Source organism: Salinarimonas sp. NSM, assembly GCF_052380005.1.
Classification (GTDB): Bacteria; Pseudomonadota; Alphaproteobacteria; order Rhizobiales; family Beijerinckiaceae; genus Salinarimonas.
In genome coordinates, this window is sequence record NZ_JBQTCJ010000001.1 from 185873 (window position 1) to 210200 (window position 24328).

Here is a 24328-nt window from a genome sequence, read left to right on the forward strand (position 1 = left end):
CAAAGCGGGACGAATGCGCGCGCCCCTCACGATCCCGGGAGGCGCCAGATCCGCGAGTCCCAGGGCTCGAGATCCACGCTCCCGGCGAGCGGCTCGGTCTTCTGCGGCGAGACGCCGTCCACGAGAACGAGCGCGGCGCCGGCGAACCCCTCCGGCGTCGCGAAGGACGCCGCCTCGCCCGACATGTTCAGCGCCACGAGGCAGGCGTCGGCGCCGATCCGCCGCTCGTAGACGAACAGGCGCGGGTCGTCCGGCAGGTGGTCGCGGAAGTCGCCGTAGACGAGCTCGGGCCGCGCCTTGCGCAGCGCGATCAGCCGCCGGTAGGCGTGGTAGACGGACGCGTCGTCCGCCCGCGCGGCGGCGGCGTTGACCGTGCCGTGGTCGGGATGGACGTGGAACCACGGCGTGCCCGTGGTGAAGCCGGCGTTGGGGCCGTCGTCCCATTGCATCGCCGTGCGCGCGTGGTCGCGCGAGGTGCGCCAGAGGTTCTCCAGGAACTCCTGCGCGCCGACCTTCCCGGTCTCGACCCAGTCCGACCAGGCGCCCTTGCCCTCGACGTCGTCGTAGTCCTCGATCGTCGCGAAGGGGTAGTTCGTCATGCCGATCTCGTCGCCCTGGTAGACGATGGGCGTGCCCTTCAGCGTCAGCGTCAGCGTCGCCAGGAGGCAGGCGGAGCGCACCCGCCAGCGCGGCCCGTCGTCGCCGAAATGCGAGACGAGGCGCGGGTTGTCGTGGTTCGACAGCGACACCGCCCGCCAGGCGGTGCGGCCGAGGAGCCGCTCCATGTCCGTGAAGACGCGCTTGAACACGGGCAGCGGCACGGGCTTCCAGCGCCACATGCCGGCGCGGTCGATGCGCACCGCGTCGAAGTGGATGAGCATGTCGAGCGGCCCCGACCCTTCGGCGACGAGCCGTGCCGCGCGTGGCAGCGGCACGCCGAACGCCTCGCCGAGCGCCACCTTGTCGGCACCGCGATAGACCTCCCGGCGCATGTCGCACAGGTGCTCGAACAGGCGCGGGCCGTCGGCGTGGTAGTACTCCGGAGCGTCGCGATGCCGAGGCGGGTAGTCCGGGAAGGCCGGGTCCTTGGAGACGAAGGCGATGACGTCGAGTCGGAAGCCGTCGACGCCCTTGTCGAGCCAGAAGCGCATCGCATCAAAGATCGCCGCGCGCGCGGGCTCGCTCTCCCAGTTCAGGTCGGGCTGCTTCTCGTGGAAGAGATGCATGTACCACTCGCCGGTCGCGTCGTCGCGCGCCCAGGCGGAGCCGCCGAAGAAGGAGCGCCAGTCGTTGGGCGGCGCGGCGCCGCCGTCACGGCCGGGATGCCAGACGTACCAGTCGCGCCTCCCGCTCTCCTTCGAGGCGCGGCTCTCGACGAACCAGGCGTGCTCGTCGCTCGAGTGGTTGACCACCATGTCGACGATGAGCCGCATGCCGCGCGCCTTCACGGCGGCGAGCAGCGCATCGAAATCCGCCATCGTGCCGAACTCGGCGCCGACCGCGCGGTAGTCGCGCACGTCGTAGCCGTTGTCGACGTTCGGGCTGTCGTAGTGCGGCGAGAGCCAGATCGCGTCGACGCCGAGATCGGCGATGTGGTCGAGGCGCGCGATCACGCCCGGGATGTCGCCGATGCCGTCGCCGTTCGAGTCCTGGAAGGAGCGCGGCCAGACCTGGTAGAACACCGCCTCCTTCCACCAGTGCCGGACGTGGCCGTTCACGGTCTCGCGCGAGGTGTCGCCGGCCGCCGTCATAGCCCGAGCCTCGCCCAGAGCGCACGCTCCTCCAGCGCCGCGATCGCCGCGCGGGGATCGACGAGGGCGCTCCCGAGCGCCCCGCCGAGCGCGCCCTCGATCCCCCCGAGCGGCGCCTCCTGCTGCGGCCCGCGCCGCAGGATCTGCGCGAGCACGCCCGGGCGCGGCGGCTGGACGAGGCGCAGGCGCACCTTGTCGCCGAGCTTCTCGCGCAGCGTCGTGCGGATCTCGCCGATGCCGTCCACGAGCCCGAGCGCCTTCGCGTCCTCCCCCGCCCAGAACGCGCCGGAGAACAGCTCGGCCTCCTGCGTCCCGTCGAGCCGCGCGCCGCGGCGCTCGCGCACGAGATCCTTGAAGCCCGAGAAGATGCGCTCCTGGATCGTGCGCAGGCGCGCCACGTCGTTCGGGTCCTCCGGCCGGAACGGGTCGAGGATCGCCTTGTTCTCGCCCGTCGTGTAGAGCCGCCGCTCGATGCCCCAGCGCCCGATCAGCTCGTGGAAGCCGAAGCCGCCGGAGACGACTCCGATCGAGCCGACGATCGAGTTCGGGTCGGCGAAGATCTCGTCCGCGGCGCAGGCGATCATGTAGCCGCCCGACGCCGCCGCGTCCTCGCAGAAGGCCCAGACCGGCAGCTTCTTCTCGGTCGCGAGCAGCCGGATGCGGCGGTGGATCAGGTGCGACTGCGTGGGCGAGCCGCCCGGCGAGTTGACGAGGAGCGCCACTCCCTTCGCGCCCGGCATGCCGAAGGCCTTCTCCAGCGCCGCCGCGACCCCCTGGAAGCTCAGCCCCTGCCGCAGCCCCACCCCGACCCCGATGGCGCCGGCGAGCCGCACCACCGGCACGAGCGGATGCTCGGCGCGGAAGCGCGGCGAGACGAGGAAACGCAGGCGATCGGTGAAGGAGGGCACGGGCGGTCTCCGGGTCCGGGAAAGGCGGCGGCATCTCGGCGGAGGTGGTGAGCCGAGCCACGGGCAACGTAGGGACCACGTCGCGGGGCGACAAGCGCCGTCGGGCGCTCCGCGCCGCGCCGTGGGGCCTCGCCCGCCGCCGACGGAATGCTTGACACTAGGGAAGGACTCGGCCAATCTTCCTTGTAAGGAAATCTATTCCACTATAAGGGAGGAACGCCATGAGATTCGGATCCAAGGGACATCTGCGCCTCGCCGCCCCGCGCCTGCTCGCCGCCCTGGTGGCGGGGACCGCGCTCGCCGGCCCCGCCTTCGCCGACACGGTCAACGTCGCCATCGTCGGCGAGGCGGACACGTTCGACCCGATGATGTCCACCAAGGACGTGGTCAGCATCGTCACGCAGCACTTCCTCGAGACGCTCTACACGTTCGACGGCTCCTGGGCGGTGGCGCCGCTGCTCGCCGCCGACATGCCGGAGATCTCCGAGGACGGCCTGACCTACACGATCCGCCTTCGCGACGGGGTGACCTTCCACGACGGCTCGGCGATGGACTCCGCCGACGTCGTCGCCTCGCTCGAGCGCTGGCTCGCCGTCGCCTCCCGCGGCAAGGGCGTGGCCGACAAGGTCGAGGCGGTCGAGGCGACGGACCCGCTCACGGTCGAGATCCGCATGACGGAGGCCTACGCGCCGCTCCTGTCGCTGCTCGCCTTCTCCAACTCCGCCGCGGTGATCTACCCGCAGGAGACGATCGCCGAGACCATGACCGACATCGTCGGCACCGGCCCCTACCGCATCGTCGAGCACGTGCCGGACCAGTACCTCCAGCTCGCCCGCTTCGAGGACTACGCCTCGCGCTCCGAGCCGTCGGACGGTGGCGCCGGCGCGCGCACGCAGGCGCCCGACGAGATCCGCTTCCTGCCCGTGCCGGACGCCAACACCCGCGTCGAGGGCCTCCTGTCGGGCCAGTACCACTTCGCCGACGGCCTGCCGGCGGAATCCTACGCGCGCATCGCCGAGACCGAGGGCGTCGAGCCGATGCTGCTGCGCCCCTTCGGCTGGCCGGTCTTCGCCATCAACCACAAGGACGGGCTCCTCACCGACCTGACGATCCGCAAGGCGCTCCAGGCGGCGCTGCCGATGGACGACATGCTCTACGCCGCCTTCGGCGACGACAACTTCTTCGTCGTGGACGGCCCGATGTACCCCGAGGGCTGGGCCTGGCGCAGCGAGGCGGGTACCGAGCTCTACAACCAGAACGACCAGGCCAAGGCGGCGGACCTCCTCGCCGAGGCGGGCTACGACGGCACGCCGCTGCGCATCCTCACCTCGCGCCAGTACGAGTTCCACTTCAAGATGGCCGAGGTCGCCAAGATGGCGCTCGAGGCGGCGGGCTTCACCGTCGAGATGAACGTGGTCGACTGGGCGACGCTCGGACAGCAGCGCAACGACCCCGCGCTGTGGGACATCTACATCACCCACTCGCCCTTCCTGCCGGAGCCCGCGCTCACCGACCTCTACGCGCCGACCTCGCGGCTCGGCTGGTCGGAGCCCGAGAAGGACGCGATCCTCGCGCGCTTCACCACCGAGACCGACGAGGAGACCCGTCGCGAGCTCTTCGGCCAGCTCCAGGAGAAGCTCTACGAGGACGTCGGCTTCATCAAGATCGGCGGCTTCAACGCCCTGATGGGGCACGCCGCCGGGCTCGAGGGCGTCACCGCCACGCCGTGGCCGTTCTTCTGGAACGTGACGCTCGACTGAACGTCTCGCGCGACGGCCGGCCCTCGCGCCGGCCGTCGCCGCCCCACCCACCCGAGCGGCTCGAAAATGACCTCCTATCTCGCCCGGCGGCTCGTCGGCATGGTCGTCGTCATCCTCCTGGTGCTGACGATCGCCTTCGTCATCGTGCGGCTCGCGCCGGGCGACCCGGCGGCGCTCATGCTCGGGCCGGAGGCCACACCGCAGGACGCCGAGGCGCTTCGCGCACGGCTCGGCCTCGACCGGCCGATCCTCGTGCAGTACCTCACCTTCGCCGGCAACGCGCTGCGCGGCGATCTCGGCACCTCGATCTTCTTCAACCGCCCCGTGACCGAGGTGCTGGCGGGCCGGGCCGAGCCGACGATCTTCCTCGCCCTGATGTCGCTCGCCATCGCCCTCGTCATCGCCACCCCGATCGGTATCCTCGCCGCCTACCGCCGCGGCTCCTGGCTCGACCAGGGCGCGATCTCCACGGCGATGCTCGCCGCCTCGGTGCCGAGCTTCTGGACGGGGCTGATGCTCCAGCGCTGGCTCGCCACCGAGCTCGGCTGGTTCCCGGCCGCCGGCTACGGCGGGCCGGACGCCGACTTCCTCGAGCGCATGCGCCACCTGATCCTGCCCTCGATCGTGCTCGGGATCGTCAACTCGGCGCTGATCCTGCGCTTCACCCGCGCCTCGATGCTCGACATCCTGGGCGAGGACTACATCCGCACCGCCCGCTCGAAGGGCATGCGGGAGCGCCGCGTCGTGCTGCGCCACGCGCTCAAGAACGCGGCGATCCCGATCATCACCATCGTCGGCCTCACCTTCGCGCTGCTGGTCTCGGGCGCCGTCGTGACCGAGCGGGTGTTCAACATCCCCGGGCTCGGCAACCTCGTCGTCTCGGCCGTGCTGCGGCGGGACTATCCCGTGATCCAGGGCACGCTGATCGTGGTGGCGAGCCTCTACGTCCTCATCAATCTCCTGACCGACCTCCTGTATCTCGTGGTCGACAAGCGCGTGAGGTACTGACGCCATGGCCGCCGGCGCCCGCGCGCGCGAGCCGCGCTTCCTCGAGCTCCTGTTCGCCCGGCGCTCCGTCGCCGTCGCGCTCGTCGTGTTCGTCGTGGTCCTCGTCGCCTGCGTCCTCGCCGACGTGGTCGCCCCCGCCGATCCGGCGCGGATGTCGGTGCGCGCCCGGCTCACGCCGCCGGGCGAGGCCTACCGGCTCGGCGCCGACGCCTTCGGGCGCGACGTGCTCTCGCGCCTGCTCCATGCCGGGCGCGTGTCGCTGACGATCGGGCTCGGCGTGGCGCTGGTCTCCTCCGCGATCGGCATCGCGATCGGCCTGCTCGCCGGCTTCTATAGGCGGCTCGACGGCGCCCTCTCGCGCCTGATCGACGCGATGATGGCCTTCCCCGACATCCTGCTCGCCATCGCGCTCGTCTCGATCCTGGGCGGCTCGATCGTCAACGTGGTCGTCGCGCTGTCGATCGTCTACGCGCCGCGGATCGCGCGCATCGTGCGCGCCTCGACCCTCGTCGTGCGCGAGCTGCCCTACGTCGAGGCCGCCCGCGCGCTGGGCTCCTCCACGCGCACGATCATGACCACGCACGTCCTGCGCAACATCGTCTCGCCGATCGTGGTGCAGAGCACCTTCATCTTCGCCTACGCCATGCTGGCGGAGGCGGGGCTGTCCTTCCTCGGCGTCGGCGTCGACCCCTCGACGCCGACCTGGGGGACGATGATCGCCGAGGGGCGCCAGTACATAGACCAGGCCGCGTTCCTCATCCTGTTTCCCGGCATCGCGATCTCGGTCTCGGTCCTGTCGCTGCAGATCATCGGCGACGGGCTGCGCGACGCCATGGACCCACGCCTCGCAAAGGACCTCTGACGTGGCTCTGACGCTGACCAACTTCACCCCCGTCGCACTCGGGAGCGCGCCCGCCACGATCCACGTCGGCGACGACGGGCGCGTGGTCGCCGAGCCGCCGGCGGGCGCGCGCGTCGTCGATTGCGGCGGGCGCTTCCTCTCGCCGGGCTGGTGCGACCTGCACGTCCACGTCTGGCACGGCGGCACGGACATCTCGGTGCGCGCCGCCGAGGCCGGGCGGGCGACGGGCGTCACCGCGATGGCGGACGCCGGATCGGCGGGCGAGGCGAGCTTCCACGGCCTGCGCGAGTACGTGATCGACCCCGCCGCCGAGACCGTGCGCGCCTTCCTGAACATCGGCTCGATCGGGCTCGTGGCCTGCAACCGCGTGCCCGAGCTCATCGACATGCGCTCGATCGACGTCGACCGCACGCTCGCGGTCGTCGAGGCCAACCGCGACGTGATCTGCGGCATCAAGGTGCGGGCGTCGGGCGTCATCGTCGGCGCCTGGGGCATCACGCCGGCCAAGATCGCCAAGCGCGTCGCCGAGATCGCCGGGCTGCCGCTGATGGTCCACGTCGGCGAGCCGCCTCCCCTCATCGACGAGGTCTTCGACATCCTCTCGCCCGGCGACATCGTCACCCATTGCTTCAACGGCAAGAAGGCGGGCTCGATCTCCGACACGCAGGCGTTGTTCGACCAGGCGGTGCGGCTCGCCGGCGAGGGCGTCGTCATGGACGTCGGCCACGGCGTCGCCTCCTTCGACTTCGCCACCGCGCGTCGCGCGATCGAGCGCGGCTTCCTGCCCGACACGATCTCGACCGACCTGCACCTGCGCAACATCGCCGGGCCCGTGCACGACCTCGCGCTCACCGCCTCGAAGCTGCTCGCGGTCGGCATGGGCTTCGAGGCGTGCATCGCCGCGATCACCACCCGCCCGCGGGGCATCCTGAAGATCGCGCAGGCCGACGCGGCGGCGCCGGGCGCGCGCGCCGACTTCACCGTCTTCGGGCTCGAGGAGAGCGGCGAGGTCGCGGTGGACAGCATGGGCGCCACCCTCGCGCTCGAGCGTGTGCTCACCCCCTCCTCGACCGTGATCGGCGCCTCGCTCGCGCCGGCGGCGCGCCGACACGCGGCGGCGCCGTCATGAGCGGGACGATCCTCGAGATCGAGGGCCTGCGGGTGGCGTTCCGCGCCCGGCGCGGCGCGGTCACCGCGCTGCGCGACGTGAGCGTGGGGCTCGGCGCGGGCCGCACCCTCGCGCTCGTGGGCGAATCGGGCTCGGGCAAGTCCGTGACGTCGCTCTCGGTGATGGGGCTCCTGGCGAGCAACGCCGAGGTCGAGGCCGGCCGCATCCTCTACCGGCGCCGCGACGGGAGGCGGGTCGACCTCGCCCGGCTCGGCGAGCGGGACTTCCGGGCGATCCGCGGGCGCGAGATCGCGATGATCTTCCAGGAGCCGATGTCCTCGCTCAACCCCCTCTTCACCGTGGGGGACCAGATCGGCGAGATGCTGCTCCTGCACACCGATCTCGACGCCCGCGCCCGGCGCCGCCGGGTGATCGAGATGCTCGAGCTCGTCGAGATCCCCGCCGCCGCCGCGCGCATGAACGCCTATCCGCACGAGCTCTCCGGCGGCATGCGCCAGCGGGTGATGATCGCGCTCGCGCTCGTCTGCGATCCCGCGCTGCTGATCGCCGACGAGCCGACGACCGCGCTCGACGTGACGATCCAGGCGCAGATCCTCGACCTGATGCGCCGGCTCCAGCGCGAGCTCGGCATGGCGATCCTGTTCATCACCCACGACATGGGCGTCGTCGCCGAGATGGCGGACGACGTGGCGGTGATGTACGCGGGCGCCGTCGTGGAGGCCGCGCCGGTGGCGACGCTGTTCGCGCGCCCGAGCCACCCCTACACGCGCGGGCTCCTCGCCACGATCCCGAGGCCGGGCCGCCCGCGCGGCGAGCGGCTCGTGCCGATCCCCGGCAGCGTGCCCTCGCTCGCCGCCATGCCGCCGGGCTGCGCCTTCGCCCCGCGCTGCCCGATCGCGATCGAGGCCTGCCGGGAGCCGGTGGCCCTCGCGCCGCTCGAGGGCGACCACCGCGTCGCCTGCCACAGGGTGGGGACAGGGGCGGGGACAGAGGCGGGCGCGCACGCGCGCGGGACGGTGGGCGCCCATGGCTGAGCCGCTCCTCCAGGTCCGCGACCTCACCAAGACCTTCGTCACGCCGCGCGGGACCGTGCGCGCGGTCGATCGCGTCAGCTTCGACATCCCGCGCGGCTCGATCACCGGGCTCGTGGGCGAGAGCGGATCGGGCAAGACCACGCTCGGGCGCACGCTGCTGCGCCTCGTCGAGCCCACCTCCGGCCGCACGATCTTCGACGGCACGGACCTGAACGCGCTCGACGCGGCCGGCATGCGCCGCATGCGCCGGCGCATGCAGATCATCTTCCAGGACCCGGTGTCCTCGCTCAACCCGCGCCTGAGCGTCGGGGCGATCGTCGCCGAGGGCCTCGTCGCGCACGGCATCGGCACCGCCCGCGAGCGGCGCGACCGGGTGGCGGCGCTGCTCGAGGAGGTGGGGCTCTCGCCCGACCACATGAGCCGCTTCCCGCACGAGTTCTCCGGCGGCCAGCGCCAGCGCATCGGCATCGCCCGGGCGCTGGCGCTCGAGCCGGACTTCATCGTCGCCGACGAGAGCGTCTCGGCGCTCGACGTCTCGATCCAGGCGCAGGTGCTCAACCTGCTCCTCGACCTGCGCGCGCGGCGCGACCTCACCATGCTGTTCATCGCCCACGACCTCTCGGTCGTGGAATACCTGTGCGACCAGACCGTGGTGATGTATCTCGGCCGCGTCGTCGAGGCCGGCCCCTCGGCGGATCTCTACGCCGCGCCGGCGCACCCCTACACGCGCGCGCTCGTCTCCGCCATTCCCGTGCCCGAGCCGGGCGCGGGGGGTGTGCGCACGATCCTGCGCGGCGACATCCCGAGCCCGCTGTCGCCCCCGTCCGGCTGCGTCTTCCGCACCCGCTGCCCGATCGCCGCGGACGTCTGCGCGCAGGACCCGCCGGCCGCCGTCCGCGCCGGCCCCGACCACATCGCCTACTGCAAGAAGATCGAGGCCGCGCATGATCTCGTATGACGCCAGCACGACGACGCCCGAGACGAGCACGCCCGAGCAGCGGCTCGAGCGGCTCGGCCTGCGCCTGCCGGAACGGCCGCCGGCGCCGATAGGGGCGTTCTGCAACGTGCGCGTCTCGGGCGGGCTCGCCTGGGTCTCGGGCCAGGGTCCCGTCGAGGCGAGCGGGAGGCTGCGCACCGGCAAGGTCGGCGCCGACGTCACGCTCCAGGCGGCCTGCGCCGACGCGCGCCTCGTCGCGCTCAACATCCTGGCTGCGGTGCGCACGCAGCTCGGCAGCCTCGACCGGATCTCCGGGGTGGTGAAGCTCACCGGCCTCGTCAACGCCACGCCGGACTTCGCCGACCACCCCACCGTGATCGACGCGGCCTCCACCCTGATCGCCGAGGTCTTCGGCCGGCACGGCACGCACGCGCGCACGTCCTACGGTGTCGGCTCGCTGCCGAACCAGATCACGGTGGAGATCGACGCCGTGCTCGAGCTGGCGCCGCAGGCCCGATGACGGCTTCAGGCCGCCTTGCGCCCCATGGCGCGCTCGACGGCGCGGGCGGCCGCGCGGACCTCCGCGACGAGCACGTCGCGGCGGTCGCGCGCGCGCTGCTCGGAGAGCACGAGCGACATCGTCAGCACGCAGGCCCCCGAGACGTCGCGGATCGGCGCGGCGATGCAGGCGACCGAGTACTCGGAATTGCTGATCTGGATGGCGAGATTGTCCTCGAAATCCCGCCGCGACTGCCCGGAGAGCCGCGCCGGGTCGGTCTCGGCCATGCCGGTCTCGGAGGGTCGCGCGGCGGCGGCGAACGCGGCGAGCCGCTCGTCCTCCGGCAGGTGCCCGAGCAGCAGGCGCCCGGACGCCGTCCAGTTCAGCGGCACGCGGGTGCCGACGTCGGACGTCACGCGGAAGTGCCCGCCGCCGTCCGCCATCGCGAGCACCACCATCATGTCGCCGTCGCGGCCGCAGACCTGCACGGTCTCGCCGGTGCGCTGCGAGAGCCGGGTCATCTCGCGCCGCGCCTCGGCGTAGAGATCCATGTGTGCGCGGTAGACGAGCCCGTAGCGCATCAGCCGCGGCCCGAGCCAGATCGCGCCGGTCTCCGTGCGCGAGAGCATCTCGCGCTCGACCAGCTCGTCGATCAGCCGGTAGATCGTCGAGACCGGCGCGCCGGCCGCCTTGGCCAGCTCGTAGGCCGTCATCGCCCGCTTGCGCTCGGTCAGCGCGTCGAGGATCTGCAGGGAGCGGTCGATGCCGCTCGTGCGCTTGCGCGGTTCGTCGGTCATGCTGCGGGTCTTGCTGTCGCTCTGGGCTCTCCGGGGCCGGGACGTCCCCCGGGGATGATCGGGCTATATTCCCTTACTATGGAAAACCGTCTCTCGATACAAGGATCGCGTCATGGATGACGTCATGGCACAGCACGAAGCGTCCGCACGGGACGACCTCTGGTCCTGGCACGACCGGCACGGGTTCCGGCGCATCGTCAACGTCTCGGGCACGATGACGGGGCTCGGCGCCTCGGTGGCGTCGCCCGCGGTGCGCGAGGCGACCGCGGCGGCCATGGGCCGCTTCGTGCGCATGCACGAGCTCCAGGCACGCGCGAGCGCGACGATCGCCCGGCTCACCGGCGCCGAGGCCGGCTTCCTCACGGCGTCCGCCAGCGCCGGCATCTCGCTCGCGATCGCCGGCTGCATCACCGGGCTCGACCCCGCGCGGGCCGAGGCCCTTCCCGCCGATGCCGGCCCGCGCCGCGAGGTCGCCGTGCAGCTCGGCCACCTGTGCGGCTACGGCGCGCCGGTGGAGACCGCGATCGCGCTCGCGGGCGCGCGCACCCGCCCCGTCGGGCAGTCCACGCTGGCCATGGACCACCAGCTGCGCGGCGCGCTCGGCGAGGCGACGGCGGCGGCGCTCTACGTCGTCTCGCACCACGTCGTCCACTACGGCCAGATCCCGTTCACGACCTTCGTCGCGATCGCCCGCGAGCGGGGCGTGCCGGTGATCGTCGACGCCGCGTCGGAATACGACCTCACCGGCTTCCTGGAGGCCGGCGCCGATCTCGTGGTCTACTCGGCCCACAAGTTCCTGGGCGGCCCCACCGGCGGCATCGTCGCCGGGCGGCGCGACCTCGTGCGCGCCGCCTATCTCCAGAACGTCGGCATCGGGCGAGGCATGAAGATCGGCAAGGAGAGCATCGCCGGCGCGATCGCGGCGATGGAGGCGTGGATGGTGCGCGACCACGCCGCCGTGCGCGCCGCCGAGGAGGCGACGCTGGCGCTGTGGGCCTCCGCGATCGCCGGCCTTCCCGGCATCACGTCGCGCATCGTCCCCGACCCGACGGGCAACCCGCTCTCGCGCCTGCAGGTCGAGGTCGACCCGGCGCGGGCCGGCACCTCGGCCGCGGCCTTCGCCCGCGCGCTGGCCGAGCAGGACCCGGCGCTGATCGTGCGCGACCACGAGATCGAGCTCGGCTATTTCCAGCTCGACCCCTGCAACCTCCTGCCGGGCCAGGACCGGATCGTCGCCGACACGCTCGCCGCCGTGCTGCGCGCGGGCGCCGCGCACGCCGAGCGCCCGGGTGACCGCGCGCGTGCCCGCAACGGCGGGGTGGACGGGTATCTCGGCTGGCTGGCGTGAGGTGGACGCACGAAAGCCGCGGAATGCGTCTGCGCTGCTCGCGCTCGTGCGGCGATCGCTTCGAGAAGAAGGAGAACTGGAGCGGGCGAAGGGATTCGAACCCTCGACCCCAACCTTGGCAAGGTTGTGCTCTACCCCTGAGCTACACCCGCTCGCTCCGGACAGCGGGGCGTCGCCCGCCGTCGAGGCCGGTGATATGAACCACCCGAAAACGGAATGCAAGCGGAAAAATGCGGGCCGTGCGGGAGGGCGTCCGGCGGCGCGCACGGGTCCACACGCAAGCGGGCCGGGACCCGGCTGGGACCCTTGAGCCCGTCCCCCCGGATCGCGTAGAACCGGCGCCATGGACGATACCGCCGAGCCCTCCCCCGCAGATCCCGCGTCGCCGACGCCGCTCGACCCGCCGGCGCTCTTCGCGCTCCTCGACCGCCACGGCACGCCCCACCGCACCGTGGAGCACGAGGCGGTGTTCACGGTTTCGCAGTCGCAGGCGATCGAGCGCGACCTGCCCGGCGGGCACACCAAGAACCTCTTCCTCAAGGACAAGAAGGGCAGCCTCTTCCTCGTCACCGCGGAAGCGCACGCGGCGGTCGACCTCAAGCGCCTGCACGTGCCGCTCGGCGCGGCGAGCCGGCTATCCTTCGGCTCGGCCGACCTGCTGCGCGAGACGCTCGGCGTCGAGCCCGGCTCGGTGACGCCGCTGGCGCTCGCCAACGACCGGGCGGGCCGGGTGCGCTTCTTCCTCGACCGCACGCTGGCGGAGATGGACACGATCAACGTCCACCCCCTCGTCAACACGATGACGACGGCGATCCCGACGCCGGCGCTCGTCGCCTTCCTAGCCGCGATCGGTCATCCCCCGACGCTCGTCGACCTGCCGGCGCCGCCGGACGCCGCAGCGCCCGTCCAGACGGGCGCACCCTAGGGAAATTTCCTCTGGCGGGCCCGAGCATCGCACCCCATCTTGAGCCCCAGACCCGCGGGCCGCGCGCCCGCAGACCCGAACCGGAGCCGAAGCCACATGCTCTCAGACGCGATGAACCCGGGCGGCGGCCTGCCCGAGAGCGCCCCGGCGGACCTGATCAAGGACGCGACGACGGCGAGCTTCCGCGAGGACGTGATCGCCGCGTCCATGCGCACGCCCGTGCTCGTCGATTTCTGGGCGCCCTGGTGCGGCCCCTGCAAGCAGCTGACTCCCGTGCTGGAGAAGGTGGTGCGCGCCGCCAAGGGCAAGGTGAAGCTCGTCAAGATGAACATCGACGAGCACCCGGCCTACTTCCAGCAGATCAGCCAGGCGCTCGGCGTGCAGTCTATCCCCGCCGTGATCGCCTTCGTCCAGGGTCAGCCGGTCGACGGCTTCATGGGCGCCCAGCCCGAGAGCCAGATCAAGGCCTTCATCGACAAGCTCTCGGGCGCCGCCGGCCCCTCGCCGGTCGAGCAGGCGCTGGAGGAGGCCACGACCCGCGCGGCGTCCGGGGACGCGCAGGGCGCCGCGGAGCTGTTCGCCGCGGTGCTGCAGCGCGAGCCCGACAACATGGCCGCGCTCGGCGGCATGGCGAAGCTCCACGTCGACATGGGCGACATCGAGGGCGCCGAGCGCGTGCTCGCGCTCGCCCCGCCGGAGAAGGCGCAGGACGCGGCGCTGGCCCCCGCCCGCAAGGCGATCGAGCTCGCGCGCCAGGCTGCGGAGCTCGGCGACGCCGCCGAGCTCGAGGCCCGCGTCGCGGAGAACCCGGACGACCACCAGGCCCGCTTCGACCTCGCGCTGGCGCTCAACGCCCGCAACGCTCGTGTTCGCGCCGCGGAGGCCCTGGTTGAAATCGTGCGCCGCGACCGTAGTTGGAACGAGGACGGGGCCCGAAAGCAGCTCGTGGAGTTCTTCGAGGCGTGGGGTCCCAAGGACGAGGCGACCGTGGCGGGCCGGCGCAAGCTCTCCTCGGTCCTCTTCCGCTGAGATCGCAGGCTCCGAGATCGCGGGCTTTCGCGATCGCGGCGGAAGCGGCCGGTGCCGACCGGCGCCGACCGGCGGGACACCACAGCGCGGGGTAACCGGACATGGGTAACCGGACATGGCGATGAACGCCACCTATCGGGGGCCGCAGGACTGCCCGGACACGATCCCCGTGTTCCCGCTGCCCGGCGCCCTGCTGCTGCCGCGCGGGCAGATGCCGCTCAACATCTTCGAGCAGCGCTACCTCGCGATGGTCGACGACGCGATGCGCACGGACCGCATCATCGGCATGGTCCAACCCGACGCCGAGGCGGGCGGGCAGGGCGGCGCGCCGCGGCTCTACGGCATCGGCTGCGCGGGCCGGATCACCCAGCTCGCGGAGACCGGCGACGGCCGCTACCTGATCACGCTCACCGGCATCGCGCGCTTCCGCGTCGTGAGCGAGCTCTCCGCGATGACGCCCTATCGCAAGGTGGAGGCGGACTTCGGCCCCTTCGCGAAGGACTTCACCGCCCGTGCCGGCGAGGACGAGGTCGACCGCGAGGGCGTGCTGCGCACGCTGCGCCAGTTCGTGGACGCGATGGAGGTCGAGGTCGACTGGCGCGGCGTCGAGCAGGCGCCCAACGAGGCCCTGGTCAACGCCTTGTGCATGATGACCCCCTTCGGCGTGCGCGAGAAGCAGGCGCTGCTCGAGGCCCCCGACCTGAAGAGCCGCGCCGAGGCGCTGATCGCGCTCACGGAGATCGAGATCGCCCGCTCGGGCGATGACGACGGCGAGCCGACCCTGCAATGACGTCGCCCGCATGCGAGAGGCAGCCATGACCGACGAGACCCCCGACGAGACCCCCGCTCCGATGCCGGAGGACGCGAGCGCCGCAGCACTGCTCGCCATCGACCCCAAGCTCCTCGAGATCCTGGTCTGCCCGCTGACCAAGGGCCCGCTCGAGTACGACAAGGCCGCCCAGGAGCTGGTCTCCCGCCAGGCCAAGCTCGCCTACCCGATCCGCGAGGGCATCCCGATCATGCTCCCCGAGGAGGCGCGCCCGCTCGGGTGAGGGGCGGGGCCTATCGTTCGCCGGCTTTGCGTCTCGTCAATGCGCCGGGGCGCGGACGGGTGTACTCTCCTCGAAAACCAACGATGAATCGAGGAGACGACCCATGATCAGCCTGATCGACGCCATCGGCCTGTCGGACCTCAGCGAGGAGGAGATCGCCGCGCTCGCCGAGCACGAGCACGTGCCGGAGATGGTCGCCGCGACGCTGGGCGCCTACCTGCTGCACGAGTCGCACGGGTCCGAGCGCATCCGCGACATGATCCTCGACGACGTGCGCGCCGCCATCCGCCGCAAGGATATCGGCCACGCCCGGCAATTGATGGGGGCGCTGCGGCACTTCCTCGCGGAGCATCCCGAGGCGGCCCTGCGCCCGCACGACCGTGCGTGAGCCCGGCACCACCTGCTCCCCGTCGGATCCCCGTCAGCCCCCCTTGCCGCGCTCCGCCAGCGCGATGCCGCCGAGCACCAGGGCGAGCGCCGCCGCGTGGTAGAGCCGGAAGGGCTCCGACAGGATCGCCACCGCCAGCATCGCGCCGAACACCGGCACGAGGTTGACGAACAGCCCGGCGCGGCCCGGCCCGATCAGCTCGACGCCGCGCATGAAGCACAGCTGCGCGATCAGCGAGGGGAACAGCGAGACGTAGGCGAGGATGAGCCAGCCCTCCGGCCCCGGCCAGAGGACGCGGCCGGTCGCGATCTCGAAGCCGAGCAGCGGCAGCGAGGTGAGGAAGGCGATCGCCGCCATCGCCGTGAAGAAGGCGAGCTGCGGCATCGCCGGGCGCGAGCGCAGCGCCAGCGTGTAGCCGGCATAGGCGAGCCCCGCGATCATCATCAGCACGTCGCCCGGGTTGAAGGAGAGCGCCATCAGCGCGGCCAGGCTCCCCTGCGCCGCCACGACCGCGACCCCGGCGAGCGTCACCACCATGCCCGCCCCCTGCAGCGGCGTGATGCGCGTGCCGTAGACCACGAGCGCGCCGACGAGCACGACGACGGGGATGCCGCCCTGGATGATGGTGAGGTTCACGGCGCTGGTGTAGTGCGCCGCGACGTACATGAGGGAATTGAACGCCGTGAAGCCGATCGCCGCCATCAGCGCGATGCGCCGCCAATGCGCCCGGATCGTCGGCCAATGGGAGACGAGATCGCGCCCCGCCAGCGGGGCGAGGATCGCCACCACGAGGAGCCAGCGCAGGGCCGTGAGCGCCATCGGCGAGATCTCGCCCACCGCGAGGCGACCGGCGACCGCGTTGCCGCCCCAGGAGAGGGCGGTGATCGCCAGGAGCAGGTAGGCCTTGCCGGAGGCGCCGCCGGCCGGACGGGCCGTCTTCGCCCCGGCACCCGGCACCTCATTTCGCTTGCGGGCGTCCGCCATTGCGCTATGTCACCGCGTCTCACGGGAGCATTCGTCGATCCATGGCTCTAAGGTTTCTCGTCGTCGAGGGCAACACGCACACCGAGCGTGAGACGCACAGGCGGCATTTCGGAACCACCTATGCCGAAGGCTACGCGGCGCTCTTGACGGCGCTCGTGGCGGATGCCGCCTGCGAGATCGCCTGCCCGGCGGACGCGGACGCGCACCTGCCCGATTCCGGCGGGCTCGCGGGCTATGACGGCGTCTTCCTCACCGGCTCGGCGCTCAACCTCTACGACGGCGGGCCGGCGGTGGCGCGCCAGCTCGAGCTGATGCGCGCGGTCTACGCCTCGGGGACGCCCGCCTTCGGGTCGTGCTGGGGCCTCCAGGTCGGCGCCGCCGCCGCGGGCGGAACGGTGGTGCGCAACCCGGCGGGCCGCGAGGTCGGCTTCGCCCGGCGCATCGTGCCGACCCGGGCGGGCCGGGAGCATCCCATGCTCGCCGACAGGCCCGCCGCCTTCGAGGCGCCCGCCGTGCATCTCGACATCGTCGAGACGGTGCCCGAGGGGACGACCGTGCTCGCCGGCAACCGCCTCGCGCCGATCCAGGCGGCCGAGATCCGCCACGTGGGCGGCCTGTTCTGGGGCGTGCAATATCACCCCGAGTTCTCGCTCTGCGAGCTCGCCGCGATCGTCGAGCGCATCGCCGAGCGGCTGACGCAGGAGGGCTTCTTCGCCGACGTCGCCGGCGCACGCGCCTATGCGGCGGACCTGCGTACGCTCCACGCCGATCCCGGCCGCGGCGATCTCGCCTGGCGCCACGGCATCGACGCCGAGGTGCTCGACCCGGCCCGCCGCACCGCCGAGATCGCGCGCTTCGTCGCCCACGCCGTCGTGCCGGCCAAGGCCGCGCGCGGCCGCGCATGATCCCGGGAGTTCCGAGATGAGCGCGCCCATCCCCCTGCAGACGGCGCCGCGCTCCGCGGCCCGGCCCCTCGTCGTCCACCGCTCCTCGGGCGATCTCCTGGCGGACCGTCGCTACGCCTGGGCCGCCGGCTGGCTCGAGGACGGCGACGCCGGCGCCGCCGCCGACCTCGCCGCGCAGGCGCTCGAGCGCGCGCCCGGCTTCGCCCCGGCCTGGGCGCTGCTCGGGGAGGCGCTCGCCGCGCAGGGCGACGCGACCGGCGCGATCGCGGCGCTGGAGCGGGCGCGGACGCTGGAGCCCGACGACCCGCTGGGCGTCGGCGTCACGCTCGCACGGCTCGGCGCGCTGCCCGCGGCGGACGCGATGAGCGAGGGCTATGTGCGGGCGCTGTTCGACACCTATGCCGAGCGCTTCGACGAGCATCTCACCGGCGACCTCGACTACCGCGGGCCGCAATGCCTGCGCGACGCGCTCGACCGGGAGGCGCCGGGGCGTCTCTTCGCCTGCGCGCTCGATCTCGGCTGCGGCACCGGGCTGATGGGCGCGGCGATCCGCGACCGGGTGGCGCGGCTGGAGGGCTGCGACCTCGCCCCCGCGATGGTGGAGAAGGCGCGCGAGAAGGGCCTCTACGACGCGCTCGCGGTGGCCGAGCTGACCGCCTGGCTCGACGCCGCGCCGGCCGGCGGCGCGGACCTGATCCTCGCCGCGGACGTGCTCGTCTACGTGGGCGACCCGGTCCACGTGCTCGCCGCCGCCCGCGGCGCGCTCGCGCCGGGCGGGCTCTTCGCCTTCACGGCCCAGGCGCTCGACGAGGCGATCGCGGGGGAGGGCTGGGCCATCGGCGCGGACGCCCGCTTCGCCCACGGCGCGCGCTTCCTGCGCGAGCGTGCGACGGGCGCGGGCCTGCGCGTCCTGCGGCTCGAGCCCGTCGTCACCCGCCGCGACGCGGGCCGGCCGGTGCCCGGCCACCTCGTGGTGCTGACCCGCTGACCACCTCGCGCCCCTGTCGGCGCCGGCGGCCGGCGGCGGGTCCCGCGCACGTTTCCCGCGAGGCGCCTCTTGCCGCCCCAGCGCGCCCATGCTATCGCGTCCGCCGCCGCTCACGGGACGAGGGCCTCGCGCCCGCGTCCCACCTCGGTTCGGAGAGGTGGCAGAGTGGTTGAATGCACCGCACTCGAAATGCGGCATACGGGCAACCGTATCGGGGGTTCGAATCCCCCCCTCTCCGCCAGCTGAACTGTGACCGCGGTTGCGCAGCCCGATGAACGGCGCGCCCAGGGTATAGAGCCGCTCCCCCTTCGTCCCCCCCTACGGCTGCCCTCAGGTCCTCCCCCTCACGCCTCGGCCTCCTCCTCCGCGAGGAGGCGGTAGACCGATGCGCGCCCGATTCCCACGCGGCGGGCGATCTCGGCGGGGTCGATCCCCTCGGCGTGGAGCCGGCGCACGTCCCCCGCCTTCGCTCGTGCCGTCGGCGCGAGGCCCCGATACGCGCCTTCGTCCTTCGCGTTCGCGACGCGGGCCCGCTGGCGTTCCGGCATCGGCTCGCGCTCGAACGCGGCAGCACACCCGGCGGCATCATGCACAGCCACGGCGGCCCGATGGCCGTCGTCGCGGCGGGGCTCGAGCCGTGGATCTCGGGACCGCCGGGTCGCTCGGCTCGAGAACCCGTCGCGGTCTCCAGCTGGCCCACGGCTTGCTCGGTGCCCTCCGTCGGATGCAGCCGCAGTGGCGCGGCTTAACGCGGAGAGAGATATCGTGGCCGAGAAGAACGGCGCCGGGAGCGGGTCCGGCGGAAGCAAGCCGAGGGTTGATCGGATCACCCTCGTGTTCGTCGTGATCGCCGGCATCAGCGGCGCGGTCGTCTGGCTGCGCGACGGCGCCGACGTGGTCCTGGCGACGACGGGCGCCTCGCTGGCGCTCCTCGCCTACCTCGCCCCGCAGGTGTTCGCGGGGCTCGTGATCGGCGGTTTCGTGCAGGAGCTCGTTCCCCGCGAGAAGGTCGCACGGCGGCTCGGCGGCGAGTCCGGCATGCGCGGCCTCGCGCTCGCCTGCGGGCTCGGCCTCGTCACGCCCGGCGGGCCGTTCACCTCCTTCCCGCTCGTCTACGCCCTCTACGTGGCCGGCGCCGACATCGGTGCGCTCGTCGCCTACGTCACGGCCTGGTCGCTCGTCGGGATCCACCGGGTCTTCGTCTTCGAGCTGCCTTTCCTCGGGCCGGATCTCGCCGCGTTGCGCTTCCTCGCGAGCCTCCCCCTGCCGATCCTCGCGGGCTTCCTCGCGCGCGGCATCGGCCGGCATCCGGCGATCGCCCTGCCGAGGTCGCCGTCGTGATCGCGGGCGTGCTCGGCCTCCTCGCCGTCGCCGCGCTCGTGGCGCTCGTGACCGGATTGAAACGGCCGTCCAGCGTGCGGCCCGCCGCCCGCTTCGTCGTCCGGCAGGGCGGCCCCCTGGCCCTGCGCCTGCCGGTCGCGCTCGTCGCGGCGGGCTTCCTGGGGCTTCTCGTCCCGCAGGAACTGGTGGCCGGCAGCCTCGGGGAGGAGACCGGCCTGCGCGGCATCCTGCTCGCGTCCCTCGTCGGCTGCTTCCTGCCCGGCGGGCCGACCGTGACGTTCCCGCTCGCGCTCGTCTTCTGGAACGCGGGCGCGGGCGCGCCGCAGATGGTGGCGCTGCTCACCGCATGGTCCGTGTTCGCCTTCCACCGCCTGATGGCGTTCGAGCTGCCGATCATGGGCTGGCGCTTCGTGGCGATCCGGCTGATCTCCTCCGCGGCCCTGCCCACGCTCGCCGGGATCGCGGCCGGGGCGGCGACGGCGCTGTCGGGGATCACGATCGGGCGCTGAGCCGAGGCCGCGCCGAAGCTGGCACGGCCGTTGCGCAAGGGACGGGGCATCCCTCCGCCCCGTTAAGCGAGATTCGCGTGCTTCAGATCGCCCCGCCGTCGTCCCGGCCGCCCCTGCCCTTGAAGCAGATCGGGCCGATCCTCGTGCTCATCGTCCTCGTCATGGCCGGCAACGGCATGGTCGTGCCGATGATGTCGCTCTACGCCCAGCAGTTCAACGTCAGCGGAACGCTCGTGGGCATGATGATCACGCTCTTCGGCGTCGGCCGGCTCGTCGCCAACATCCCCGCCGGCATGGCCTCGGAGCGCTTCGGACGGCGGCCCTTCATGTGCCTGGGACCCGCGATCATCGCGGTCGGCGCCTTCGGCGCGGCGCTGGCCGAGACGTTCGAGCCCCTCCTGTTCTGGCGCTTCGTCCAGGGCGTCGGCTCGGGCGTGTACATGACCGTGTCCGCCACCGTCCTCGTGCAGATCTCGCGGGTCGGGGAGCGCGGCCGGATGATGGCGCTCTACCAGGGCGGGCTCCTGTTCGGCGCCGGCATCGGCCCGGGCATCGGCGGGCTGCTGGTCGCCTGGATGGGCTTCGCGGCCCCGTTCTGGGCCTTCGGGATCGTCGCGCTCGCGGCGCTGCTCGTCGCCCTCGTCGCCTTCGAGGAGCCGGCGGCGGAGCCCCCCGGCTCCGGGGCGGCGTCCGCCGGGGCCCCCGCCCAACTGCCGGCGCCGACGCTTCGAGGGCTCTTGATCGAGCCGACCTTCCTCTATCTCAGCCTGATCAATTTCGGCGTCTTCTTCACGCGCACCGCCTCGCAATGGGTGACCATCCCGCTCATCGCCGCGCAGACCTTCGCGATGCCCGTCGCCGTGATCGGGGGCGCGCTCACGCTCATCGCCGTCTCGAATTTCCTGATGCTGCCGATGGTGGGCTCGGTCATCGACCGGGTCGGATCGCGGGTGGTGACGATCTGGTCGACGGTCGCCACCGCGGTCTCGCTCGTCATGATCGCCTTCGCCGGGCACGTCGCGCTGTTCTGGGCGGCGATGGTGCTCATGGGGATCGCCGGCGCCTTCAGCGGACCGTCGGTCGCCGCAGCGCTCGCGGATCGGATGCCGCGGGGGCTGCAGGGACCGGCGATGGGCGTGCAGCGGGTCGTCGGGGATGCCGGCTTCGTCGTCGCCCCGCTCTTCGTCGGTCTCGTCTACGACACGACCGCGCTCGGCAACGAGGGAGCGGTGTGGATCAACGCCATCCTGATGGCCGCCGCCGCGGCCCTGTTCGCCTTCGGCGCGCGGCCGACGCCGGCGCCGAAGGCGTGATCGGCCGCGTCAGAAGGCCGGCGACAGGGGGCGCGGGCCGTCGGGGAAGAGGCCGTGGCGCATCAGGAACTCGATCATGAACCGGTTGAACAGCCACGGCTGCTCGATCTGGCAGGCGTGCCCGGCGCCGTGCAGGACCCGCAGCTCGCATCCCGGCACCCGGTCCTGCAGGTCGAAGGCGCGCTGGTGCGAGTTGTCCTCGCTGCCGGTGAGGACGATCATCGGGCAGGCGATCTTCTCGTGGTGGTCGTCCGCATCGGGCTGGGCCAGGGCCTCGAACTGATGCAGGATCGTCGTCACGTCGGCGAACGCGTTGCGCTCGGCGAAGAGGTTGGCGAAATAGTGCGCCATGGGCGTCTGACGAAACGCCGGGCTGAAGTCCTGGAACGTGTAGTCCCAGCGGAAGTCGATGCCGTACTTGGAATACTGCTTGATCCGCCGCGCGGCGAACTCCTTGCCGGGATTGTAGCCCGTGCCGCAGACGACGAGCGCCTTCGTCCGATCCGGCTTCTGGTGGTGCATGTAGGGCACGATCGAGGAGCCGACCGAGCAGCCGACCAGGATCGCGTCCTCCTCACCCGGGAACGCGTCGTCGATCGCCTCCCAGCACGCCTGCGCCATGTCGTCCATCGTCAGGCCGCGCTCGGCCGTCGGCGAGCGGCCGTAGCCGGGAATGTCGATCGCGATGCATCGGAACCACGTCGACAGGTGCGTCGTCTGGAAGATCCAGCAGGACTGGTCCATCGGGTTCGGGTGCACGAAGGCGATGACGGGGCCCGATCGCCCCATGCGCTCGTAGTAGAGCGGTCCGTTCACGTTGCGAGCCATCTGATGGATCTCCCCTGTGCCATGCCGTCCGGGCGCGCGCCGCGCCGGAGCGCGCCGACGGCGGTGGCCCGGCGCAGCAAGGCACATGCCAGCGATCATCGCGCAGCGTACGGCATCGGCGTCTTCGAGCTGCGACCGTCAAGTCTTCGGCGATGGGGCGATGCATCGTCGAATCCGACGGGATCGACATCGCGACAGGTGAGATTGTCTTCGACCTGGCGTTAAGTTGGCGCTTAACCCCTCGATGGCGCTTTCTGCATCGCGCTGCCCGCCGTATGCGGCACGTGGACTTCATGCGAACCTCGATCGCTCCCCAATTACCGTACATCCCTCTGCGTCAGCATGTGGCACGCGGCTTGCGGCCGCGGTGCGAGGCGTCGCCCATCGGGGCGGCGCGGCGCACCAGCGGGGAGATCGGACATGGACAGACGCACCTTCCTCAAGACCGGCGTTGCGGCCGGAGTCCTCGCCGGCGTCCGGCCGGCGCCGGCTCGGGCGCAGGGCGAGTCGGTCCTGCGGCTCGCGATGACGCTGAGCGACATTCCACAGACGACCGGCATGGCCACCCAGGGCGCCGAGGGCATCCGCTTCATCACGAACACGATCTACGACGGGCTCCTGCGGTGGGACCTCTCGCAGGGCGAGACCACGGCCGAGATGGTGCCCTCGCTGGCCGAGAGCTACGAGGTCGACGAATCGGGCACGGTGTGGACGTTCAACCTGCGCCGCGGCGTCACCTTCCACGACGGCGCGCCCTTCGGCGCCGACGACGTGATCTGGAACCTCGACAAGCTCATCGACCGGGACTCGCCGCAATACGACCAGGCCCAGGCCAACCAGGCCGGCAACTTCCTCGCCAACGTCGCGGCCTACGAGAAGATCGACGACTTCACGGTCTCGATCACGACGACGGCCCCGGACTCGATGTTCTTCTACAAGGTCGACCGGGTCGGCATGTCCTCGCCGCGCCATTGGGAGGCGCTCGGCGGCGACTGGGCCGCCTTCGCCGCGCAGCCCTCCGGCACGGGTCCCTTCAAGCTCGTCGAGCTCGTCCCGCGCGAGCGCGCCGAGCTCGTCAAGAACGCCGACTACTGGGACCCCAACCGCGTGCCCAAGGTCGACCGGCTCACGCTGTTCGCGATGCCCGACCCGACGACCCGCGTCGCCGCGCTCCTGTCCGGCCAGGTCGACTGGGTCGAGGCGCCGCCGCCGGACACGATCCCGCGCATCGAGCAGTCCGGCGCCCGGATCGTCATGAACGTCTACCCGCACGTCTGGCCCTACTGGCTGAGCTTCCACGAGAGCTCGCCCTTCCGGGACATCAACGTGCGCCGTGCGGCAAACCTCGCCATCGATCGCGAGGGCATCGCGCAGTTCCTCGGCGGCGTCGCCCGCCCGGCCAAGGGCCTCGTCGCCGACACGAGCCCCTGGTTCGGCAGCCCGACCTTCGACGTGCGCTACGACCCGGAGGAGGCGAGGCGGCTGATGGCCGAGGCGGGCTACGGGCCGGACAACCGCTGCCCGATCAAGCTCCTGACCTCGCAGGCGGGCTCCGGCCAGATGCAGCCGATGCCGATGTCGGAGATCTGCCAGGAGAACCTCAACGCGGTCGGCTTCGACGTCGAGGTGGAGGTCGTCGACTGGGAGGCCCTCCGGGCCCGCCGCGCGGCCCGCGCCGACGGCGCCGCGAACGAGGGCACGTTCGGCCTCAACAATTCCTGGTCCTTCCAAGACCCGGACTTCGGCTTCATGAGCGCCTTCATGAGCGAGCGGGCGCCGCCCAACGGAAACAATTGGGGCCTCTTCTCCGATCCGAAGGCGGACGAGCTCGGCAAGGCGGCGCAGATGACCTTCGACCCGGCCGAGCGCGACGCCGCGATCGCCCGGCTGCACGAGTACCTCGTCGACCAGTCGGTGTGGATCTTGGTCGTCCACGACATGAACCCGCGCGCGCTCGCGGCGAACGTCCAGGGCTTCGTGGCGCCTCAGAACTGGTACATCGACCTCACCTCGGTCTCGGTCGGGGCCTGAGC

Annotated in this window: 25 protein-coding genes and 2 tRNA genes; 20 read left to right on the top strand and 7 right to left on the bottom strand. The window is 72.1% G+C overall.

Features of this window, described 5'->3' with window-relative positions; translation table 11 throughout:
• Positions 1 to 26: 26 nt before the first annotated feature.
• The gene (locus tag ACTZWW_RS00945) at positions 27 to 1751 is read right to left on the bottom strand and encodes a glycoside hydrolase family 13 protein (protein WP_444779047.1); all 1725 of its coding nucleotides are present in this window, start codon (positions 1749 to 1751) and stop codon (positions 27 to 29) included.
• Positions 1748 to 2659, bottom strand: a complete 912-nt coding sequence (locus ACTZWW_RS00950; protein ID WP_444779048.1) for a S49 family peptidase — start codon at positions 2657 to 2659, stop codon at positions 1748 to 1750. The genes ACTZWW_RS00945 and ACTZWW_RS00950 overlap by 4 nt, the downstream gene beginning before the upstream one ends.
• A gap of 221 nt (positions 2660 to 2880) precedes the next feature.
• On the opposite strand from ACTZWW_RS00950, the gene ACTZWW_RS00955 reads away from it, so the two are divergent.
• The 7 genes from ACTZWW_RS00955 to ACTZWW_RS00985 all read left to right on the top strand — a co-directional run bounded on the left by ACTZWW_RS00955 (position 2881) and on the right by ACTZWW_RS00985 (position 9909).
• Complete coding sequence (locus ACTZWW_RS00955) at positions 2881 to 4419, top strand: ABC transporter substrate-binding protein (RefSeq protein ID WP_444779049.1); 1539 nt, start codon at positions 2881 to 2883, stop codon at positions 4417 to 4419.
• Between the two features lie 66 nt (positions 4420 to 4485).
• Positions 4486 to 5427: an ABC transporter permease gene (locus ACTZWW_RS00960; protein WP_444779050.1), complete on the top strand. Its 942-nt coding sequence runs from the start codon at positions 4486 to 4488 to the stop codon at positions 5425 to 5427.
• Between the two features lie 4 nt (positions 5428 to 5431).
• Positions 5432 to 6289 (top strand): ABC transporter permease, encoded by an 858-nt coding sequence (locus ACTZWW_RS00965; protein WP_444779051.1) that lies wholly within the window; start codon positions 5432 to 5434, stop codon positions 6287 to 6289.
• A gap of 1 nt (position 6290) precedes the next feature.
• A complete protein-coding gene (locus ACTZWW_RS00970) occupies positions 6291 to 7418 on the top strand; it encodes an amidohydrolase family protein (RefSeq protein ID WP_444779052.1) in 1128 nt (375 codons plus the stop codon).
• A complete protein-coding gene (locus ACTZWW_RS00975) occupies positions 7415 to 8452 on the top strand; it encodes an ABC transporter ATP-binding protein (protein WP_444779053.1) in 1038 nt (345 codons plus the stop codon). Before ACTZWW_RS00970 ends, ACTZWW_RS00975 begins: the two co-directional genes overlap by 4 nt.
• Positions 8445 to 9410 carry an ABC transporter ATP-binding protein gene (locus tag ACTZWW_RS00980; RefSeq protein ID WP_444779054.1) on the top strand — a complete coding sequence of 322 codons (966 nt, stop codon included), beginning with the start codon at positions 8445 to 8447 and terminating at the stop codon, positions 9408 to 9410. Before ACTZWW_RS00975 ends, ACTZWW_RS00980 begins: the two co-directional genes overlap by 8 nt.
• Positions 9397 to 9909: a RidA family protein gene (locus tag ACTZWW_RS00985; protein WP_444779055.1), complete on the top strand. Its 513-nt coding sequence runs from the start codon at positions 9397 to 9399 to the stop codon at positions 9907 to 9909. Before ACTZWW_RS00980 ends, ACTZWW_RS00985 begins: the two co-directional genes overlap by 14 nt.
• Positions 9910 to 9914: 5 nt before the next feature.
• Here the strand turns inward: ACTZWW_RS00985 and ACTZWW_RS00990 are convergent, their stop codons facing one another.
• A complete protein-coding gene (locus ACTZWW_RS00990) occupies positions 9915 to 10685 on the bottom strand; it encodes an IclR family transcriptional regulator (protein ID WP_444779056.1) in 771 nt (256 codons plus the stop codon).
• A 124-nt stretch (positions 10686 to 10809) separates the two neighbouring features.
• Between ACTZWW_RS00990 and ACTZWW_RS00995 the strand changes: the two genes are divergently transcribed.
• On the top strand, positions 10810 to 12033 hold the full coding sequence (locus ACTZWW_RS00995; protein ID WP_444779122.1) for an aminotransferase class V-fold PLP-dependent enzyme: 1224 nt from the start codon (positions 10810 to 10812) through the stop codon (positions 12031 to 12033).
• 77 nt (positions 12034 to 12110) lie between these two features.
• Here ACTZWW_RS00995 and ACTZWW_RS01000 read toward each other — a convergent pair.
• Positions 12111 to 12185, bottom strand: a tRNA-Gly gene (locus ACTZWW_RS01000).
• A 191-nt stretch (positions 12186 to 12376) separates the two neighbouring features.
• Between ACTZWW_RS01000 and ACTZWW_RS01005 the strand changes: the two genes are divergently transcribed.
• The 5 genes from ACTZWW_RS01005 to ACTZWW_RS01025 all read left to right on the top strand — a co-directional run bounded on the left by ACTZWW_RS01005 (position 12377) and on the right by ACTZWW_RS01025 (position 15427).
• Positions 12377 to 12958: a prolyl-tRNA synthetase associated domain-containing protein gene (locus ACTZWW_RS01005; protein WP_444779057.1), complete on the top strand. Its 582-nt coding sequence runs from the start codon at positions 12377 to 12379 to the stop codon at positions 12956 to 12958.
• Between the two features lie 96 nt (positions 12959 to 13054).
• Positions 13055 to 13987: a thioredoxin gene (trxA, locus tag ACTZWW_RS01010; RefSeq protein ID WP_444779058.1), complete on the top strand. Its 933-nt coding sequence runs from the start codon at positions 13055 to 13057 to the stop codon at positions 13985 to 13987.
• 115 nt (positions 13988 to 14102) lie between these two features.
• Positions 14103 to 14777 (top strand): LON peptidase substrate-binding domain-containing protein, encoded by a 675-nt coding sequence (locus ACTZWW_RS01015; protein ID WP_444779059.1) that lies wholly within the window; start codon positions 14103 to 14105, stop codon positions 14775 to 14777.
• Positions 14778 to 14838: 61 nt separating this feature from the next.
• Positions 14839 to 15039, top strand: coding sequence for a Trm112 family protein (locus ACTZWW_RS01020; protein WP_444779123.1), 201 nt, complete (start codon positions 14839 to 14841; stop codon positions 15037 to 15039).
• Between the two features lie 103 nt (positions 15040 to 15142).
• The gene (locus ACTZWW_RS01025) at positions 15143 to 15427 is read left to right on the top strand and encodes a hypothetical protein (protein ID WP_444779060.1); all 285 of its coding nucleotides are present in this window, start codon (positions 15143 to 15145) and stop codon (positions 15425 to 15427) included.
• 33 nt (positions 15428 to 15460) lie between these two features.
• On the opposite strand, the gene ACTZWW_RS01030 is transcribed toward ACTZWW_RS01025, so the two are convergent.
• Entirely contained in the window at positions 15461 to 16411 is a 951-nt protein-coding gene (locus tag ACTZWW_RS01030) for a DMT family transporter (RefSeq protein WP_444779061.1), read from the bottom strand.
• Between the two features lie 41 nt (positions 16412 to 16452).
• On the opposite strand from ACTZWW_RS01030, the gene ACTZWW_RS01035 reads away from it, so the two are divergent.
• From ACTZWW_RS01035 to ACTZWW_RS01045, 3 genes are all read left to right on the top strand, one after another.
• A complete protein-coding gene (locus ACTZWW_RS01035) occupies positions 16453 to 17316 on the top strand; it encodes a type 1 glutamine amidotransferase (protein WP_444779062.1) in 864 nt (287 codons plus the stop codon).
• Positions 17317 to 17332: 16 nt separating this feature from the next.
• Positions 17333 to 18304 carry a methyltransferase domain-containing protein gene (locus ACTZWW_RS01040; protein ID WP_444779063.1) on the top strand — a complete coding sequence of 324 codons (972 nt, stop codon included), beginning with the start codon at positions 17333 to 17335 and terminating at the stop codon, positions 18302 to 18304.
• 151 nt (positions 18305 to 18455) lie between these two features.
• Positions 18456 to 18545 (top strand) — tRNA-Ser (locus ACTZWW_RS01045).
• 103 nt (positions 18546 to 18648) lie between these two features.
• On the opposite strand, the gene ACTZWW_RS01050 is transcribed toward ACTZWW_RS01045, so the two are convergent.
• A complete protein-coding gene (locus tag ACTZWW_RS01050; RefSeq protein ID WP_444779064.1) occupies positions 18649 to 18852 on the bottom strand; it encodes a helix-turn-helix domain-containing protein in 204 nt (67 codons plus the stop codon).
• A gap of 217 nt (positions 18853 to 19069) precedes the next feature.
• On the opposite strand from ACTZWW_RS01050, the gene ACTZWW_RS01055 reads away from it, so the two are divergent.
• From ACTZWW_RS01055 to ACTZWW_RS01065, 3 genes are all read left to right on the top strand, one after another.
• Positions 19070 to 19645, top strand: coding sequence for a permease (locus ACTZWW_RS01055; protein ID WP_444779065.1), 576 nt, complete (start codon positions 19070 to 19072; stop codon positions 19643 to 19645).
• On the top strand, positions 19642 to 20154 hold the full coding sequence (locus ACTZWW_RS01060; protein ID WP_444779066.1) for a hypothetical protein: 513 nt from the start codon (positions 19642 to 19644) through the stop codon (positions 20152 to 20154). The genes ACTZWW_RS01055 and ACTZWW_RS01060 overlap by 4 nt, the downstream gene beginning before the upstream one ends.
• A 77-nt stretch (positions 20155 to 20231) precedes the next feature.
• Entirely contained in the window at positions 20232 to 21467 is a 1236-nt protein-coding gene (locus tag ACTZWW_RS01065; RefSeq protein WP_444779067.1) for an MFS transporter, read from the top strand.
• Between the two features lie 9 nt (positions 21468 to 21476).
• Here the strand turns inward: ACTZWW_RS01065 and ACTZWW_RS01070 are convergent, their stop codons facing one another.
• Entirely contained in the window at positions 21477 to 22295 is an 819-nt protein-coding gene (locus ACTZWW_RS01070) for an alpha/beta fold hydrolase (RefSeq protein ID WP_444779068.1), read from the bottom strand.
• A gap of 420 nt (positions 22296 to 22715) precedes the next feature.
• On the opposite strand from ACTZWW_RS01070, the gene ACTZWW_RS01075 reads away from it, so the two are divergent.
• Positions 22716 to 24326, top strand: coding sequence for an ABC transporter substrate-binding protein (locus tag ACTZWW_RS01075; protein ID WP_444779069.1), 1611 nt, complete (start codon positions 22716 to 22718; stop codon positions 24324 to 24326).
• Positions 24327 to 24328 lie beyond the last annotated feature (2 nt).

Coding starts and splice junctions, on each gene's coding strand:
- ACTZWW_RS01020 (WP_444779123.1), top strand. CDS start 14,839: ATGCCGGAGGACGCGAGCGCCGCAGCACTGCTCGCCATCGACCCCAAG.
- ACTZWW_RS00960 (WP_444779050.1), top strand. CDS start 4,486: ATGACCTCCTATCTCGCCCGGCGGCTCGTCGGCATGGTCGTCGTCATC.
- trxA (WP_444779058.1), top strand. CDS start 13,055: ATGCTCTCAGACGCGATGAACCCGGGCGGCGGCCTGCCCGAGAGCGCC.
- ACTZWW_RS01025 (WP_444779060.1), top strand. CDS start 15,143: ATGATCAGCCTGATCGACGCCATCGGCCTGTCGGACCTCAGCGAGGAG.
- ACTZWW_RS01015 (WP_444779059.1), top strand. CDS start 14,103: ATGGCGATGAACGCCACCTATCGGGGGCCGCAGGACTGCCCGGACACG.
- ACTZWW_RS00980 (WP_444779054.1), top strand. CDS start 8,445: ATGGCTGAGCCGCTCCTCCAGGTCCGCGACCTCACCAAGACCTTCGTC.
- ACTZWW_RS01070 (WP_444779068.1), bottom strand. CDS start 22,295: ATGGCTCGCAACGTGAACGGACCGCTCTACTACGAGCGCATGGGGCGA.
- ACTZWW_RS00985 (WP_444779055.1), top strand. CDS start 9,397: ATGATCTCGTATGACGCCAGCACGACGACGCCCGAGACGAGCACGCCC.
- ACTZWW_RS01005 (WP_444779057.1), top strand. CDS start 12,377: ATGGACGATACCGCCGAGCCCTCCCCCGCAGATCCCGCGTCGCCGACG.
- ACTZWW_RS01040 (WP_444779063.1), top strand. CDS start 17,333: ATGAGCGCGCCCATCCCCCTGCAGACGGCGCCGCGCTCCGCGGCCCGG.
- ACTZWW_RS00965 (WP_444779051.1), top strand. CDS start 5,432: ATGGCCGCCGGCGCCCGCGCGCGCGAGCCGCGCTTCCTCGAGCTCCTG.
- ACTZWW_RS01075 (WP_444779069.1), top strand. CDS start 22,716: ATGGACAGACGCACCTTCCTCAAGACCGGCGTTGCGGCCGGAGTCCTC.
- ACTZWW_RS00975 (WP_444779053.1), top strand. CDS start 7,415: ATGAGCGGGACGATCCTCGAGATCGAGGGCCTGCGGGTGGCGTTCCGC.
- ACTZWW_RS01050 (WP_444779064.1), bottom strand. CDS start 18,852: ATGCCGGAACGCCAGCGGGCCCGCGTCGCGAACGCGAAGGACGAAGGC.
- ACTZWW_RS00945 (WP_444779047.1), bottom strand. CDS start 1,751: ATGACGGCGGCCGGCGACACCTCGCGCGAGACCGTGAACGGCCACGTC.
- ACTZWW_RS01030 (WP_444779061.1), bottom strand. CDS start 16,411: ATGGCGGACGCCCGCAAGCGAAATGAGGTGCCGGGTGCCGGGGCGAAG.
- ACTZWW_RS01035 (WP_444779062.1), top strand. CDS start 16,453: ATGGCTCTAAGGTTTCTCGTCGTCGAGGGCAACACGCACACCGAGCGT.
- ACTZWW_RS00955 (WP_444779049.1), top strand. CDS start 2,881: ATGAGATTCGGATCCAAGGGACATCTGCGCCTCGCCGCCCCGCGCCTG.
- ACTZWW_RS00995 (WP_444779122.1), top strand. CDS start 10,810: ATGGCACAGCACGAAGCGTCCGCACGGGACGACCTCTGGTCCTGGCAC.
- ACTZWW_RS00990 (WP_444779056.1), bottom strand. CDS start 10,685: ATGACCGACGAACCGCGCAAGCGCACGAGCGGCATCGACCGCTCCCTG.